The organism is Psychrobacter aquaticus CMS 56, assembly GCF_000471625.1.
GTDB lineage: Bacteria > Pseudomonadota > Gammaproteobacteria > Pseudomonadales > Moraxellaceae > Psychrobacter > Psychrobacter aquaticus.
The window spans coordinates 136,830-154,794 of record NZ_AUSW01000035.1; the positions used below are offsets into that span (position 1 = coordinate 136,830).

A 17,965-nucleotide genomic window follows, 5' to 3' on the forward strand; every position below is an offset into this window, starting at 1 on the left:
CTAGATCAGTCGAAATGAGTGGCTAATCACCTGCTTAGTAGTTGACCTTTATCGTGCGCTCTGCTACATTTTAAACCGATACATTATGTATCGGTTTTTTTAGTTCTGGCAGGGATAGCCAATCTTGGACTATATTGTTATCTGATACAATCGTATCGCATCACCATCGTTTACGCTAAGGACAGCCACTATGAGCGAACAAGCCACCCATCCAATCACTGACCAAGCTTCTATTCAAACGTTTGCTGATATCTATCATGATTCAATCAATAATCGTGAGCAGTTTTGGGCAGAGCAAGCAAAACGTATCTATTGGCATAAAGCGCCTGAAAAAATCCTTGATGACAGTCGTTTGCCTTTTGCCAAATGGTTCGTCGGCGGCGAGACCAATCTTTGCTATAACTGTGTGGATCGCCACTTAAAGGAACGCGCAGAGCAAGATGCATTTATCTGGCTATCGTCCGAGATTAATCAAGAATTGATCGAAACCTTTCCGGGGATTACTGACGCTTTCAAAGACTTGGGCAATAGCGTTGAGTTTTATACGGACTACACCAAGCGTCGCCTGACTTACAACGATTTATACAAAGAAGTAAATTATTTTGCCGATGTGTTACAGCGACACGGTATTGAGAAGGGCGATCGCGTCATTATTTATATGCCGATGATTCTGGAAGCCGCTTATGCGATGCTGGCCTGTGCTCGTATTGGCGCAGTTCATTCGGTGGTGTTTGGCGGGTTTGCTGCACACAACTTAGCTATTCGCATGGATGATGCCGAAGCAAAAATGGTCATTACGGTAGATGCAGGTTTGCGCGGTGGTAAGGTCATCAATTATAAAAACTTGGTCAATCAAGGGGTTGAGCAAGCAAACATAAAACCTGAGCATGTGCTCGTTGTAAACCGCGGGGTATTACCTTTCAAACCACAAGACATCGATGTGGATTATGCCACGGAACGCCGCCGTAGCTGTGAAGCCAATGCCGTGGTAGAGCCTGTTTGGCTCGAGTCCAATACGCCATCATATTTGCTCTATACCTCTGGGACGACAGGTACACCAAAAGGCGTACAGCGTGATACAGGCGGTCATGCCGTCGCGCTCACCACGTCGATGGATTATATCTATGATGGCAAAGCGGGCGAAACTTTTTGGGCAATATCAGACATCGGCTGGGCAGTAGGGCACTCTTACACTATTTACGCGCCATTGCTTGCTGGCATGACCAGTGTCATGTATGAAGGCTTGCCACATCGTCCAAATCCGGGCATCTGGTGGCGCATTGTCGAGGCCAACAAGGTTAATATTTTATTTACTGCGCCCACCGGTGTGCGTATGCTCAAAAAACAAGATGAGACGTGGATGACGCGCTATGATGTATCAAGCGTTAAATCATTCTTTTTGGCAGGTGAGCCACTGGATGAGTCAACGGCCAATTGGTTGACTAAGCATTTAGGCGTTCCTATTTTAGATCATTATTGGCAAACAGAGTCTGGTTGGCCAATTTTGAGCAATACGCCCAAATTCGACCATAAACCGCACAAACAAGGATCGCCGGGCTATCCGATGTACGGCTACGATGCGCATGTTATAAATGAGGAAACAGGTAAACCTTGTGCAGCTGGTGAAAAAGGCTTGCTCGCCATCAAAGCGCCTCTGCCACCGGGTTGTCTCACCACAGTATGGCGTAACGATGAACGCTTTGTCAGTAGTTATTTTGGTCTGTTTGATGGTCAGCAGTATTCTACTTCAGACTACGCGGTCACAGATGAAGAGGGTTATTTCTATATCTTGGGACGTACCGATGATGTGATTAACGTTGCTGGTCATCGAATAGGCACACAAGAGATCGAAGAGGCCATTAGTACGCATCCGGAGATGGCAGAGTGTGCTGTGGTGGGCATCCAAGATGAATTAAAAGGTGAATTGCCCATTGCCTTTTGTGTGTTAAGAGATCAGGAGCAAGTTGCGACCACTGAGAATCGCTTTCGCATTGAGCAGCAAGTGATTGGGGCTGTTGTGAAATCATTGGGCGGTATTGCACGACCAGCTGCCATTTATTTCCCGCAAGCACTGCCAAAGACCCGTTCAGGTAAAATCCTGCGCCGAGCGATTCGAGCATTGGCAGAAGATAAAGCCACAGGCGATATGTCGACGCTTGACAATCCAGCAGCGATTGATGCCATTAAGCAGTCTATGAAGGATTATTAAAACGCAAGTCAGTCAGGCATGATTGTTATTGTTATACACAGCCAATGCTGTAGTTGAAATACTTTAAAGTCGCTACAGTATCGCTGGTGTAAATTTTTTGTAGCATCGAGCTGCGAAGGCACAGCAAGCAAGAAAAATTTGCACCAGCAGTATGTTTTGTATCGATATTATTTTTCACCGACTATAAACGATAAGCTCATGAAACATCATGAGCTTTTTTATTTTTGCACTTTGCTACAATTCACCTGATTATTTAACCCATAAATAAAAATTCGATAAAGCGCTTGACCCTAAAATTGTTTTATTGTTATAGTCAATAACGATACAAAATAAATCATTTTAAATTGATGGTTTTTATAAAAATTTATAACTCATAAATTTCTTTAAACAGTCAAAAACCTCAAAAAAAACGGTAGTCTCGCAAACAAGATAAGGATATCTTATGCATCACGTTCAGCAGCTTATCAATGGTCAGTTTACTCAATCAAAGACAGATGAGTGGATTGATATCACCGATCCAGCAACTCAAGAAATCATTGCAAAAGTCCCGCAAACCACCAATGATGAAATCAATCAAGCGGTCGCTGCCGCCCAAACAGCTTTTCAGACGTGGCGTAAAACGCCCATTACTACTCGTGCCCGTATCTTTTTAAAATATCAGGAGCTGATTCGTGAGCATATGGATGAGCTGGCAGAAATTTTAACCGCCGAACAAGGCAAAACCATTGCCGATGCGCGCGGTGATGTCTTCCGTGGTTTAGAAGTGGTGGAGCATGCTGCAGGTATCGCCAATTTACAGATTGGCGACTTTGTTGAAAATGTCGCATCTGGTGTTGATACTTATAGTATCTGGCAGCCATTGGGCGTTTGTGCGGGCATCACACCCTTTAACTTCCCAGCGATGATTCCTCTATGGATGTTCCCGATGGCCATCGCGACGGGTAACACCTTTATTTTAAAACCTTCTGAACAAGATCCAATGGTCACCATGCGTTTGGTAGAGCTGGCAGTAGAAGCGGGCGTTCCTGAAGGCGTGCTAAACGTCGTGCATGGTGGTAAAGCAACCGTCGATGCTATTTGCGATCATCCCGATATCAAGGCCGTATCATTTGTCGGTTCTACTGCTGTTGGTCATCATGTCTATGAACGCGCTAGCAAATCAGGCAAACGTGCCCAGTGTATGATGGGCGCCAAAAACCATGGTGTGATCCTACCGGATGCCAATAAAGAGCAAACGCTCAATCAGTTGGCAGGCGCTGCATTTGGTGCCGCTGGTCAACGCTGTATGGCATTGTCAGTCGTGGTGCTGGTTGGTGCCGCAGGGGAATGGATTGATGACATCAAAGCCAAAGCAGAAAACTTGGTAGTATCAGCAGGCAAAAATGATAAAGACTTAGGCCCACTGATTTCTCCAGCTGCCAAAGCTCGGGTTGAGCATTTGATTGGTACGGGTGTAGAGGAAGGGGCAAGCTTGATACTGGATGGTCGTGGTATTACTGTAGAAGGGTTTGAAAAAGGCAATTTCGTTGGGCCCACGATTTTTGATAACGTTACAAGCGACATGCAAATTTATAAAGAAGAAATATTTGGCCCTGTGCTTTGCATCATGCGTGCTGCGAGCTTGGATGAGGCGATAGAGCTGCTCAATGCCAATCCACATGGCAATGGCACGGCAATCTTTACTCAATCGGGAGCAGCGGCACACAAATTCCAACAAGACATTCAGGTCGGTCAAATCGGTATCAATTTGCCGATTCCTGTGCCACTACCGATGTTCTCATTCTCAGGCTCACGTGCGAGTAAGCTTGGCGCTCTTGGTCCTTATGGCAAGCAAGCCGTACAGTTCTATACTCAAACCAAGACTGTTACTGCGCGCTGGTTCGATGATGAAGCGAGCCGCGGTGTGAATACCACTATTTCAATTTAATTATTGATCTACTGTATAGTTAGGTCAATATAAAAGAGGTATAACGGGTCTGGGATACATTTTTCGTAATCTGCGTAGGCACAGCAAGGCAGAAAAATTTGTGCCAGTCTCGGAGCATAATGTCGTGTATCCATTTTATTTGGTATCAACTATATTTGCGGTATGGCGTTAGTTTTGCTGACGCCAACCTTTCAGATAATGATAAAGAAACAACGACTCATCAAATTTTATCGACCATATTTTTTTATGTACGCACAAGGATGATCTCATGGATTTTTCATTGACCGATGACCAGATCGCTTTTCGCCAAACTGCCCGACAGTTTGCCCAAAAAGAGCTTAAGCCAAACGCCGCAGAATGGGATCGCACCTCACATTTCCCAGTTGATGTCATCAAAAAGTCAGGCGAGCTTGGGTTTTTAGGGCTTTATACCAACCCAGAATATGATGGTTTGGGACTGCCACGCTTGGATTCTGCCATGGTTTTTGAGGAGCTGGCATGGGGTGACACATCCGTTGCCGCTTATATGAGCATTCACAATATGGCTGGCTGGATGATTGGTGAATATGGTAGCGATGCCTTGTGTCAGCAGTATTTGCCGAATATGGTCAGCGGTGAATGGCTTGGCAGTTATTGTTTGACAGAACCAAACGCTGGTTCTGATGCTGCCTCTTTGCGTACCAAAGCAGACAAGCAGGGCGACTATTATGTACTCAATGGCGAAAAAACCTTTATATCAGGTGCAGGCTCGACAGATGTATTGGTGGTGATGGCAAGAACGGGCGGTGCAGGGCCAAAAGGCGTGTCAGCGTTTGTCGTTGATGCCAATAGCGCTGGTATCGAATATGGTAAAAATGAGCACAAAATGGGCTGGAAAGCACAGCCAACGCGAACGATTAGCTTTAAGGATGTAAAAGTACCCGTAGACAATCTGATAGGCGAGGAAGGTCAGGGCTTTCGTATCGCGATGAAAGGCTTAGATGGCGGCCGTATTAACATTGGCATTTGTGCCGTTGGTACAGCGCAGTCAGCGCTGGAGACGGCGACCAATTATGTGCAAGAGCGCAGTCAATTTGGCAGTCCAATTGCCAGCTTACAATCCGTGCAGTTTAAACTTGCGGATATGCTTACGCAAACGATAGCTGCACGGCAAATGCTTTATTTAGCTGCTGATAAAGTCGACAATAATGATTCACAAGCGTCCACTTATTGCGCCATGGCAAAACGTTTATCAACGGATCTTTGCTTCGATGTTGCAAATGAAGCGTTGCAGTTGCATGGCGGCTACGGTTATCTGAATGAGTATCCACTTGAGCGCCACGTGCGAGATTTGCGTGTGCATCAGATTTTAGAAGGCACCAATGAAATCATGCGAGTGATTGTTTCGCGTCAACTATTACAGGACGATGCGCTAAGCCAATTACGCTAATGCTAATTGGAAAAGTAACGTATTCACCAGCCAAGCATCATATATGTAGCCATACTAAAACAAGGATGTTCTATGACAGAGTATACCAATCTTAAATTATCGATTAACGATCACACCGCTATCATAACCCTGAACAATCCACCAGCGCATACGTGGACAATGGACAGTCTAAAGGCACTCAAACAGCTCGTCACTGACCTAAATGCAAAAGATGATGTTTATGCCTTAATTATTCATGGTGAGGGTGAAAAATTCTTTTCAGCAGGTGCGGATCTCAATAATTTTGCAGAAGGCGATAAAGGTCAGGCCATCAGCATGGCAATCGCCTTTGGTGAAGCTTTTGAAGCATTGTCCGCATACCGCGGTGTTAGTATTGCAGTCATCAACGGTTATGCGATGGGCGGCGGGCTTGAATGTGCGCTGGCCTGTGATATTCGTATCGCCGAAGCGCATGCGCAAATGGCATTGCCTGAGACAGGTGTGGGCTTATTGCCATGTGCGGGCGGTACACAAAACTTACCTTGGCTCGTTGGCGAAGGCTGGGCGAAGCGAATGATATTGTGTGGCGAGCGCGTTGATGCTGATACCGCACTACGTATTGGCTTGGTCGAAGAGGTTACGGACAAAGGTGAAGGTCTCTCCGCTGCCCATGCTCTAGCACAAAAGGTTGCCAAACAATCACCAGTCGCCGTCAGTTACTCTAAAAAACTTATTCAAGCTGCTAGAGACAACCCGCCAGCGCAAAACCTTATTCATGAGCGTGAAGCCTTTGTTAAGTTGTTCGATACGAAAGATCAGCGTGAAGGCGTTCAAGCATTTTTGAAGAAACGTCAACCCAATTGGCAAAATAAATGAAATGAATCAGACTGAACGAACGTACTTTTCTAATTTTTGTAGGTGCTTTATATGATAAAAACAGATGTGACAGCGACGCATGATAGTAATAATCAAAAAGCTCTAGCGATAGAGTCGCCTGTACTATTCGATACTGAGCCGACAGAGTGCGGCCATCTAATCGGAATAATGACGTTAAATACGCCTAAATCTTTGAACGCCTTGAGCGTTGAGATGTGTCAATTGTTATCAGCGCAGCTAGAGCAGTGGCAAGACGACAATCAGATAGTGGCATTGGTCTTAAAAGGAGCCGGGGATAAGGCATTTTGTGCTGGCGGTGATATCCGCAAGCTCTATGACAGCATGTCGACGACTGCGCCATTACCGAACCCTTATGCGACAGAGTTTTTTAGCCATGAGTATCGTCTCTATCGGCAGATGCATTTTTATCCTAAGCCACTTATTCTTTGGGGTGATGGCATTATCATGGGCGGCGGTATGGGACTCATGGCAGGGTGCAGTCATCGTTTGGTCACTGAGCGCACAAGGTTTGCTATGCCGGAGGTAACTATTGGACTGTTTCCTGATGCTTCTGGTAGTTGGTTTTTACAGCGGATGCCAGCCAAGACAGGGTTGTTTTTGGGGCTGACGGGGGCGATGTGTAATGGTAAGGACGCGCTATTAGTCAACCTTGCAGAATATGCCGTTGCCAGTAGTGATTATGACGGCATTATCCAGCGCTTAAAACAGAGTAATTGGCAAGGAGTGGTTAACGCCGATAATGCAGACAAATTTCATGATAATAGTGCTCACAGTATCGTCAGCCGCGTACTTGCTGCTCAGCCAATGGCTGAATTGCCAGCCAGCAAACTCGCTACCTACTGGCAACCTATCGCACAGCTGATGAATAGTGGCGGCTTGAGTGACATTGATGCGTTATTACAAAGTGATGACGCATTGGCACAGTTAGATACAGCCTTTGCTGAGGATAGCTGGACACAGCGAGCGGTGGCAACTTATCGTCATGGCTGTCCTGTTACCGCAGCGTTGACTTATGCGCTTTATCATAAGGTCACTGATTTATCGATAGAACAAGTACTGTATTTAGAGACAAATGTAGCCGTGCATTGTGCCGCCAATCCTGACTTTAAAGAAGGCGTGCGTGCGCTACTGATTGATAAAGACCGCAGTCCACAGTGGTCGCGTTCTTTATCGGAGTGTTTGAGCGTAGAAGGCCAAGCATATATCCAACAGCATTTTGTGAATCCTTACCCGCAAGGTGAACATCCATTGGATGATTGGTTGAGTAATAATTCCTTGGGTAATCAGCTGGTACGTTAAAGATTTGATTTGCTAATTCAAATAAATATTAAATGAAACTTAGAAATAATGACAGGCTATATGTAGCAATGTCTGCATAAATCATCAAGGAGCGATGAGATGGGTACAAAGAATATAAATACGATGGAGCAAAATACTGATAAACCCAATATTGCTTTTATTGGCCTTGGCAATATGGGTGCACCGATGGCAGAAAACTTATTAAAGGCAGGATATATGCTGTCAGTCTATGATTTGTCTGAATCAGCGACTCAGCGTTTACAACAAGCAGGGGCAAGCGTTGCTAGTAGTCCTAAAGATGCTGTCAGTAATGCTCAAGTGGTGATCAGCATGCTGCCTGCTGGCAAGCACGTTCATTCTGTCTACTTGGGTAAAAATGGTAGCGATAGTTTACTTGCAGCGTTACCGAAAGGCACACTGGTCATCGACAGCAGTACGATAGCGGCGGCTGATGCCATGAAAGTTGCAGATGCGGCAATCAAGCTTGGTATAGACTTCTTAGACGCGCCAGTGTCTGGTGGTACAGGCGGTGCAATCGCTGGTAGTTTGACGTTTATTGTTGGTGGCAGCGACGATGTCTTTGCCAAAGCTAAGCCAATATTGGCCGTGATGGGCAAAAATATTTTTCATGCTGGCGATCATGGTGCTGGCCAAGTTGCCAAAATTTGCAACAACATGCTGCTTGGTATTCTTATGGCAGGGACAGCGGAAGCCATCAATTTGGGCGTCAAAAACGGCTTAGACCCTAAAGTCTTATCGGATATCATGTTGCAAAGTTCAGGTCGCAACTGGACATTAGAAGTCTACAACCCTTATCCACAAGTCATGGAAAACGTGCCTTCTAGCAATGGTTATCAAGGCGGATTTATGAGCAAGCTGATGCAAAAAGATCTCAATCTTGCCATGCAAACGGCTCAAGATACCCATGTTGAAACGCCAATGGGTGCCAAAGCGACCGAGCTATATGAGGCTCATTCAGTAGAAAATGGCGATAAGGACTTCTCTAGCATTATGGGTCGCCACGATAGCTCAGTGCTGTCTTAATGCTAATTTCAAAAAATAGGATTAGCAGCGTCCAGCTCGCTAGTCTACTAGCTATTGGTACTCTCGTTTTTCTTACTACTCAAGTTTTTGAAAAAAGGAAACGATTCATCAGAAATAAAACTAAAAAAGGCCTGTGTCATTATAATGGTACAGGTCTTTTTCGCGTTTGCTCATTAGGGTATTTAGCTTTGCAGATCGTATACGAGTGTCTGAATATCCTGCGCCGCTTTTTGTAAGCGAGGTACATGAGCCAACAGCTCATCCAATGAAACCCTTATGGTTGGTGCATGCACATATAACGACGCCAGATAGCGTGATTTTTTGTCTAATATGGGTACGGCCACTGCCACCATCTCAGAAATGAATTCCTCATTATCGATACCGATGCCAGCTTCAGCAATACGATCAAGCTCGGCATTTAACGCATCGATATTTGTAATGGTGTTTTTGGTGAATTTGTCTAGTGGCAGCCCTTGCAATATCTTATGGCGACTCGCGGCAGATAATTGGCTCAGGTATAGCTTGCCTGTGGCAGTACACCACATGGGTGACTTTGCACCTACGGGTAAATAAATCTGTAGCGGCAAAGTTGTTTGTGCCCGATTAGTATAGATCATATGCATGTGATAGGGAACACCAATACCACAGGTTTCTTTAATCTCATCAACCAGTTTCTGCAAAATCATTTGCCGCTCATTAAAAAATAACCGCTGCTGCCAAAGCTCGACGCTTAAGTTACGTACCCGTTTACCCGGAATAATACCACCGCCAATATCGACGGTCAAAAATCCATCATCAACCAAATTTTGAATCAATCTATGCATGGTTGGTTTAGGAATATCCAGCTCTTGCGACAGCTCAAGTGGCGAGAGCGGCTTAGAGGCGTAAGACACAGCCTCTATTATCTCTAGAACACGGGTAATCGACGATACTTTAGGCATATGAATGACTCAATGATAATAAAAAGAATAAAATAAAAAACATCACAACATTTTCATAAATAGAACAGACAGTAGCAAATCAGAAGCCCTGTGCTATTTCGTCATAGTTTCTAATTTAGCATAATATCAAGCTTATACGAGAACTAGTCATGCTATATAGCAATATTTATATGACTCATTTGCATGTCTTAGCTTTTATATAATAGCAATAATAGATACGCCCACTCACAAAACACAACAAACTGTAGTAATAACCCATATAACTGTCATTGTATTAAATAGTGAGGTAGGTCATTATGATGACACGTTTTGTAATACCCTCACAGGAACATTAAGCTAGCCAATATTCATGCGAGGGTAGTTTGGTTGCTTTAAGAGTATTGTGTAACAGAAAGCCGAAGTTTTGCGGGTTGGTGTAGCAATTATTACAATACCTATGCAATCTTTACATAATGGCAAATAAAAAGCCCACCTATAGGGGTGACTTTTCCAGCCAAAATTGTTTTAATCTGCTCAACAAAATGATTGATTTAAAAAACACTAAATTATCATTTTTTTGGGCGATTTATTCCACACTTTAGGAGAGTATTTATGAGACTTATTAAATTAACAGCAATTTCTGCTGCTGTATTAGCATCAACTGCTGCACTAGCTGCTGAACCTGTTATCGTTGTTGACGGTAATGACACTGTTGTTTATGAAGCACAACCTGCTTCTTATGCCTACAATGCTGATGCTGGTGTGGTACGTAACACAACAGGTGCTATCTTTGGTGGTACGAAAACACTTTTCCAAACTGCTATCAACCCAGCATCTGTTAGTGCTGAAGTTGGTACGTTAGGTTATGGTGCTAACATTGGTTGGTCTGTAAACGAGAAAACTGAATTACAAGCTGGTTGGGCAGGTGGCGATGTTGCTGACCTATTCGGCGGCGACTTTGATGCAAACGACGTAAACTACGATGTTGATACAGATTTCAGCAACCCTTACCTAGGCGTACAATTACGTCCTGCTGGTAACTGGTTTACAATGGGCGCTGGTATCATTGTTCCTGATAATGATATCGATGTTCGTGCCAATGCTAAAGATGGTAATTTTAGAATTGATGATGTTGATTATGATGCAGACGAAGTAGGTACCTTAGAGGGTAGCTTAGAGCATCGCAACAAATTAGCACCGTACGCAACTGTTGGTTTCCGTCCTAATATCACTAATAATTTCGGTGTATTTGGAGAACTAGGTGCCGCGTATATGGGCAAAACAGATGCAACTGTACGTGCTGCAGGCAATGGCACTAACCCAATCGAGGCAGCTGCGGCCGCTAATGCTGCTGAGCAAGAGCTAGAAGATAAAGACTATCTTGAGTGGATGCCAATTGTTAAAGTTGGTGCAACTTACCGTTTCTAATCTGATAGCAGTTTAAGTACTGTTATTAGAATGATAGTAAAATAAAAAAACGATCCTAATTAGGGTCGTTTTTTTTGTTTGTAATAAAGTAACGACCATTATTCGCGACAAATATAGTCAGAGAATTTATAAGTGGGTACGCTGTTAGCCTCGCTTGCTATATAACGTTACTATCTGTACTCGGTTGCCTTGTACCCGCTTTATAAACTGCTTCAACTATATATTTACAAAATCTCTAAAAGATGACGATAGTTTGTTGGGCGGGCAAAACTGCAATATGGTAATGAGACTGAATATCGGGAATGACGATTAAAGGAGAAGGCTCTTTTATGGCATTGAGCAAACCAGCAATGAGATAAGCGTAGTCCTTACCTAGGCCTTGTGCCAATGTATACTGATGTATCTTAATTAAACTTTCTTTTATTTGCCACAGGAGCTTAGTGACAATATTACGTTGAATCATTGGCAGTGCTTGTATGGTGGCAATCTCATTGGCTGAATAAAAACGTTGTGCTACTTTCCATGCAACGTCGTTTGCTTCTATATCAATCCCTACAGGACGATCGCGGCTAATAATCACGGCAACTTGATTATTTAGGGGCTGATGAGTTGCTTGACCAGAGTTGTTATTCACGTCATTTTTATTCTTAGAGCCTGTATGACTAAAGCAAACATAGTAGTTATTATTGATCAATCGATAAGGAAAAGCAGACTCATCCAAAGCATCATTAATTTCTAGCTGATCCAGTAACTGTTGTAGTAATAGTCGAACGCCTTTACGCTGTAGCTGGCGTTGATTATGAGTCATATCACGTACTGACAAAGTTACAGGTGAAAGGTAGTTCTGCCAATTGAGCTCATCATGCCTATAGAAATTTATAATAGGTGGTATATGAGAGACGAGTAACCATGATGATTGCCTCCATAATTCTTCAAAGCTTTGAGATAGAGCGTCATTCACTTGTGCCGTGGCACACCACGTCGTAGGGGCGAGCTGAGTATATTGGGTATGAGTTAGGATTGGCATCATTGAGTGTGTCGATTGATGTTAGTTGACTGAGTAAAACGTAAAAAGCCCAGCAATGTGGTATCGCTGGGCTTTTATAAAGAACATTAAGTTTTATTGACTTTTATTGGTCTACCAGTCTTAATAAGACAGTTCAGCGCGGCGGTTTTGAGCATAAGCGTCTTCTGTGTTACCAGCAACTGCAGGACGTTCTTCGCCATAGCTGATGACACGGATATTATTTACAGCGACACCTTGGGCAGCAAGATAATCACGTGCTGCTTGGGCACGGCGCTCACCCAATGCGATATTGTATTCACGGCTGCCACGCTCATCAGTGTGACCTGCGATGACCACACCAGCGGCTGGGTTTGAGCTTAGCAAGCTTGCATGTTGATTTAGAACATTTGCTGCTTGTGTCGTAATAGCACTGCTATCAAAGGCAAAATAGACAACCGCTTGCAAATTCTCAGCACCAGAAATGACCGCATTCGAGTTATCTACGATAACAGCGCCAGTGTATCCAACTTGACCGCCTGGAATACCTAGTGGGGCAACCACCACTTCAGAAGTAGAACGTTTGGTAGCACAACCTGTGGTTAATGCAACCGCGCTTGATAATACAGCAAGAACCGCGATCTTAGAAAAACTGGTTGACATAATGAGCTCCTAAAATTTTAATTAAATTTGTTTTTTTAAACTGCTTACGATAAAACTTAGGCAATTGCTATCTATCATATACTAAATGTTACTTTATGTAAGTAGTATTACTGTAAATATCCCTAGAATTTACAGATAGATATGCAATGTTTTACCACCGATGTTTGCCCCAGTTTTCAGGATTGGCCCAGTAGTCGGCGTTGAGCCAATTGGGCAGTTGTTTATAATCATACAAATTAAACTGCCACAGCGTGGTTGATACCGATGAAGTGAGTGACGAGGGTAATATGGTTTGATTACTATCATCTGTTTTTAAAGCATGCTCATTCAAGATGTCAAATGGGGTGAAACCATAAGCCTTTAAGTCTATAGTGCTATCAAGGGCGATTAGCAAGTGTGCAGCATAAAGATCGCGATACCGCATAAGTAGTGGAATACATTTTTGTAGCTGTTCTGATGATAATGTAGGGAGCCAAAAGCAGGTAAGCTCATAGCGTTTAGATGTCTGTTGTTGCGTAAGCTCTGATAAAGTCGATACTTGTAATTTCCGAGTTGCGTTCACTGCTGCATCATTGTCTGTATTAGGTATGTGGCTTTTTAGCTGTGCTCTTAAGGCCGCGCAAGCACTGTTGTCTTGTACAATCCATAACACCTCAGCATTACCATTCGCTAGCGATGGTAGCAGAGCATCAACATAGTCTCTGAGTAGTGGTAAAGTAATATCTGAGCGACTGGCAATGTGCTTTGTCATATAATAGGCCGTTTATAGAATGTGGGTCATCAGTGCGTCTATTAAATCATTTTAGTCGTCATTATCCAATTGCTAACGCATGTTAATCATCTCATGATTCTAATCATGGTCTTGAATTTTAGCGTTTCAGGTCAATCTATAGTCAATCCACTATAAAATAAATCAGGGCGCTAGGATAGGTTTTCGCAGCCTCTGGCAGCAACGGCACAGCAAGCAAGAAAGTACTATCTTAGTAATACGTTATCACGGCTGTGCCTTTTGCTACTTCCGTTATAGTGCTTCAACACTTCCCTCTGTATGGTTATATCATAAATACCTCACTCTCAAAATAATAGGAATTCATATGTCGACTGCTGAAACCGATGCTCAAATTATCAATCCAGATATGCCGGACGTACCGCCGCATGCGCCTAGTAAAATCAACTTAAAAGACTATAAAAAACCAAGTTTTGATGTGGAAACCATTGATTTAGATATTAAGTTGTTTGAAACATATGCCCAGATAGACAGCGTTCTGAAAATGGTACGCCAAACCACAGGCGATCTTGTATTGTTCGGTGAAGATTTAGAGCTGCTAATGGTGAAGATGAATGGCAGTCAACTGGGTACTGAGGATTATCAGCAACAAGCAGGGAAGCTGACGATTTCTGATGCTCCTAATGAGGTTACATTAGAGATTCAAGTACGCATCTGCCCACAGACCAATACGGCGCTTGAAGGGTTTTATATGGCAGGTAGTGGTGATGATACGATGTTCGTCACTCAGTGTGAGCCTGAAGGTTTTCGCAAGATTACTTTTTATCCAGACCGTCCCGATGTTTTGGCGATATTTACCACGCGTCTTGAGGCAGATAAACGTTACCCAACGTTATTGGCTAATGGTAACTTAGTCGAAGCAGGGGAGGTAACTGACGAGCCAAACCGCCATTATGCCATTTGGCATGATCCCACCAATAAGCCAAGCTATCTGTTTGCCTGTGTGGTCGCTGATTTAGACGTATTAACCGATTCTTATAAAACCAGTGAGGGTCGAAATGTCCTACTTGAGATATACGCGAAGTCTGCTGATATCGATAAATGTGATGTCGGTATGCAAGCCCTAAAGGATGCCATGAAATGGGATGAGGTCAATTATGGCCGAGCCTATGATTTGGATCGTTATATGATCGTGGCGGTCAGCCAATTTAATATGGGCGCGATGGAAAACAAGGGTCTCAATATTTTCAATACCGCCTGTGTGCTCTCTAGTCCAGAAACGACGACTGATGCACGTAGCTTTAGCGTCAAAGCCATTATTGCTCACGAGTACTTCCATAACTGGACGGGCAATCGCATCACTTGTCGTGATTGGTTCCAGTTATGCTTAAAAGAAGGATTTACGGTCTATCGTGATCAGTCGTTTTCAGCGGATCAGCAATCGAGTGCCGTACAGCGTATCGATGATGTCGCGACTTTACGTGCGCATCAGTTTAGCGAAGATGCTGGGCCACTTGCGCATCCTGTGCGTCCTGAGAGCTTCGTTGAGATTAATAACTTTTATACGACGACTGTTTATGAGAAAGGCGCTGAGATTGTTCGTATGATTGCCAATACATTGGGGCAAGAAGATTTTCGTAAAGGGACGGATGAGTACTTCCGTCGTTATGATGGGCAAGCCGTCACCGTTGAGGACTTTTTATCTGCGCTCAGTATCACTGATAATAAGATTGAGGACTTCATCGATTGGTATCGCCAACCTGGTACGCCAGTTGTTTCGGGTCACCAAAATTATGATAGTGCCACGCAAACGCTAACCATTACTTTGAGTCAGCAGACACGTCACGTCAGTGGTTTTGATGCACCAAAACCCTTGCCGATTCCGGTGGCGACGGCGTTATTTGATAAAGACTCGGGTAATATCATCGCTGAGCGTATGTTGCTCTTAGATCAGGCAACACAAACCTTTGCTTGTGAAGATGTAGCTAGCGAGCCTGTGGTGTCTTTATTGCGAGACTTTAGCGCGCCTGTCCAGCTTAATTATGATTATCAGGATGAAGATTTGGCGTTTTTACTGACACATGAGACCAATGGTTTTAACCGTTGGCAAGTGACACAAATGCTGGTCAATCGTATTTTGCTGCAAGGCCAAGGCTCAAAAAGCAGTCCGGACGTTTATTTGCAGGCATTGGCACAAACGTTGCCGAGACTGGCAGCCGATGATGCCATGTTAGCCGCGCGTTTGCTTGATATCCCCTCAGCGCAAGAACTGGCGTCTGCCATCAACAAAAACTATGATCCAGAGTTGATTAAAGCCCAACGTGAAGCGTTGTATCAACAGGTCGCAGAGGCGTTAAAAGATCAGTGGGCAGGGCTTTATGAGCAGCTACCAATGCAGTCTTACGAAGATAGTGCCGATGCTCGCGGTACACGCGCCTTGCGTAATGTGGTGCTGGACATGGCATTGACTGCCAATGTCAATGGCGCAGTAGAATGGGCTGAGCAGCAGTATAATAATGCCAGCTGTATGACCGAACGCTTTGGTGCATTAAAAGCCATGGTCAATCATCAAGTGACAAATGCTGATGAGTATTTGGCCGACTTCTATGAACGCTTTCAAGAAAATGATTTGGTCATTGATTTATGGTTCAGTGTGCAAGCGTCTGCTGATACTGTTAGTACCGATGTTATTCAATCCTTACTTGAGCATCAAGACTTTGACTGGAATACGCCCAATCGCGTACGCTCGGTTATTAGCGCCTTTAGCTCGCAGCCAACGGTATTATGGACACAAGAGGGTTTAGAGATTTATACAGGGGTGATCAAAAAGTTGGATGATGCCAATCCGGTATTGGCCTCACGCTTATTACAAACGTTAGCAAGATGGAATACATTGGTTGAGCCACGTCGTCAAATGGCTCATAATAAACTTTTGGACTTGCAAAAACACGCCGCTTCCAAACACGTAATTGAAAGTTTAGAGAGTGTACTAAAGGCCGAAAATGGTTAATGTAAGACAGACTTACTCATAGATCAATAGATAAAAAATCCCGCCTGACATCATTGATATCAGGCGGGATTTTTTCATGAATGGCTTAACACCGAGTCAATATATCCAATCGCTATTAACGAGTGGGCAATACGTCTTTTACCATATCGTGTAGACTGTGTAACGCCGTAACGGTGCTGTCCCAATCTAAACAGCCATCAGTGATGGACATGCCATATTCAAGTGCATCAAGATCTTCTGTTAAATCCTGACGACCGCCTTTGAGATGACTTTCAATCATCATACCAATAATGGACTTATTACCGTTTTGGATTTGCTCCGCAACGTTATTGATGACCATTGGCTGTAGATACGGATCTTTACCTGAGTTGGCGTGGCTTGAGTCAATCATAATCTTGCTATTGGTTTTGCCTTTTGCCAGCTCGCTTTCTGCTTGAGCGACAGCCGTTTCATCGTAATTGGGTTTGCCGTTGCCACCGCGTAGTACTACATGGGCATAAGGGTTACCTTTGGATTTAATGATAGAGACTTTGCCATCTGATGACAGACCCAAAAAGCTATGGCCCGCTTTTACTGCTTGCATGGCATTGACCGCAACCGTCATACCGCCATCAGTACCGTTTTTGAAGCCAACTGGACATGATAAGCCAGAGCTCATTTCACGATGCGTTTGGCTCTCAGTGGTACGTGCGCCAATTGCTGACCAGCTAATCAAATCCTGCATGTACTGCGGGGTGTTAGGATCTAATGCTTCAGTGGCACAAGGCAGACCTTTCTCATTCAAATCAAGCAGTAGCTTACGAGCTGTACGCAAGCCTTTCTCGATATCGAAGCTGTCATTCATATCAGGGTCATTAATCATACCCTTCCAGCCGACAGTGGTACGCGGTTTTTCAAAATAAACACGCATCACGACAAATACACTGTCTTCGATCTCTTTTGCCAATATGGCCAACCGATCAGCATACTCGTGAGCGGCTTTAATATCATGGATCGAGCATGGCCCAATAACTACAAACAGACGCTTGTCTTTACCATCCAAGATATTTTGGATAGTGTTTCGACCGTTTAGTACGGTTTTATAGGCTTCATCTGATAGAGGCAGCTCAGTTTTTAGCTCAGCGGGAGTAATCAAAGGAATAAATTTTTCAATATTCACGTCGTCAATATCTGCATTATGGGTAACTGATGTTGTCATGGTTATATATCATCTAGCTGATTTATAGGAATATTCATTATGCGGACAAAAGTGTTGATTGACAAGGGTAGTCGAGCAGTTAATTGACTGATAACTGGAATGAGGAAACCAAAACTTAGTTATAGCTAAAAATTGTTGACACTTCAGAATGGTTGATTTTTTATAGAATTTATACGCGATTTTAGCTATTTATGCCATCGTCACGTATGATGACGACATAAACGACTGAATC

Annotated in this window: 13 protein-coding genes; 8 read left to right on the plus strand and 5 right to left on the minus strand. The window is 43.8% G+C overall.

All coding sequences use genetic code 11. From position 1 onward, the window contains the following. Positions 1-190: 190 nt before the first annotated feature. The 6 genes from M917_RS12360 (at position 191) to mmsB (ending at position 8,784) form a co-directional block, all read left to right on the plus strand. Positions 191-2,209: a propionate--CoA ligase gene (locus tag M917_RS12360; RefSeq protein WP_021815201.1), complete on the plus strand. Its 2,019-nt coding sequence runs from the start codon at positions 191-193 to the stop codon at positions 2,207-2,209. 442 nt (positions 2,210-2,651) lie between these two features. After that, positions 2,652-4,136, plus strand: a complete 1,485-nt coding sequence (locus M917_RS12365) for a CoA-acylating methylmalonate-semialdehyde dehydrogenase (protein ID WP_021815202.1) — start codon at positions 2,652-2,654, stop codon at positions 4,134-4,136. 268 nt (positions 4,137-4,404) lie between these two features. Continuing rightward, complete coding sequence (locus M917_RS12370) at positions 4,405-5,565, plus strand: acyl-CoA dehydrogenase family protein (RefSeq protein ID WP_021815203.1); 1,161 nt, start codon at positions 4,405-4,407, stop codon at positions 5,563-5,565. Between the two features lie 72 nt (positions 5,566-5,637). Then, positions 5,638-6,420, plus strand: a complete 783-nt coding sequence (locus M917_RS12375) for an enoyl-CoA hydratase (RefSeq protein ID WP_021815204.1) — start codon at positions 5,638-5,640, stop codon at positions 6,418-6,420. A 51-nt stretch (positions 6,421-6,471) separates the two neighbouring features. Beyond that, positions 6,472-7,740, plus strand: a complete 1,269-nt coding sequence (locus M917_RS12380) for an enoyl-CoA hydratase/isomerase family protein (protein ID WP_021815205.1) — start codon at positions 6,472-6,474, stop codon at positions 7,738-7,740. 72 nt (positions 7,741-7,812) lie between these two features. Beyond that, positions 7,813-8,784 (plus strand): 3-hydroxyisobutyrate dehydrogenase, encoded by a 972-nt coding sequence (mmsB, locus tag M917_RS12385; protein WP_406622053.1) that lies wholly within the window; start codon positions 7,813-7,815, stop codon positions 8,782-8,784. Between the two features lie 182 nt (positions 8,785-8,966). Here mmsB and M917_RS12390 read toward each other — a convergent pair whose 3' ends face one another. Beyond that, positions 8,967-9,725, minus strand: coding sequence for an IclR family transcriptional regulator (locus tag M917_RS12390; RefSeq protein ID WP_021815207.1), 759 nt, complete (start codon positions 9,723-9,725; stop codon positions 8,967-8,969). 591 nt (positions 9,726-10,316) lie between these two features. Here M917_RS12390 and M917_RS12395 point away from each other — a divergent pair. Next, positions 10,317-11,132, plus strand: a complete 816-nt coding sequence (locus M917_RS12395; protein ID WP_021815208.1) for a hypothetical protein — start codon at positions 10,317-10,319, stop codon at positions 11,130-11,132. Positions 11,133-11,367: 235 nt separating this feature from the next. Here M917_RS12395 and M917_RS12400 read toward each other — a convergent pair whose 3' ends face one another. The 3 genes from M917_RS12400 to M917_RS14265 form a co-directional block, all read right to left on the minus strand. Then, positions 11,368-12,162 (minus strand): 4'-phosphopantetheinyl transferase family protein, encoded by a 795-nt coding sequence (locus M917_RS12400; RefSeq protein WP_040642798.1) that lies wholly within the window; start codon positions 12,160-12,162, stop codon positions 11,368-11,370. A gap of 117 nt (positions 12,163-12,279) precedes the next feature. After that, the gene (gene pal, locus M917_RS12405; RefSeq protein WP_021815210.1) at positions 12,280-12,798 is read right to left on the minus strand and encodes a peptidoglycan-associated lipoprotein Pal; all 519 of its coding nucleotides are present in this window, start codon (positions 12,796-12,798) and stop codon (positions 12,280-12,282) included. A gap of 151 nt (positions 12,799-12,949) precedes the next feature. Continuing rightward, the gene (locus tag M917_RS14265) at positions 12,950-13,549 is read right to left on the minus strand and encodes a DUF6231 family protein (protein WP_021815211.1); all 600 of its coding nucleotides are present in this window, start codon (positions 13,547-13,549) and stop codon (positions 12,950-12,952) included. A 385-nt stretch (positions 13,550-13,934) separates the two neighbouring features. On the opposite strand from M917_RS14265, the gene pepN reads away from it, so the two are divergent. After that, positions 13,935-16,535, plus strand: coding sequence for an aminopeptidase N (gene pepN / locus M917_RS12415; RefSeq protein WP_040642843.1), 2,601 nt, complete (start codon positions 13,935-13,937; stop codon positions 16,533-16,535). A gap of 115 nt (positions 16,536-16,650) precedes the next feature. Here the strand turns inward: pepN and M917_RS12420 are convergent, their stop codons facing one another. After that, positions 16,651-17,733 (minus strand): 3-deoxy-7-phosphoheptulonate synthase, encoded by a 1,083-nt coding sequence (locus M917_RS12420; RefSeq protein WP_021815213.1) that lies wholly within the window; start codon positions 17,731-17,733, stop codon positions 16,651-16,653. Between the last annotated feature and the right edge of the window lie 232 nt (positions 17,734-17,965).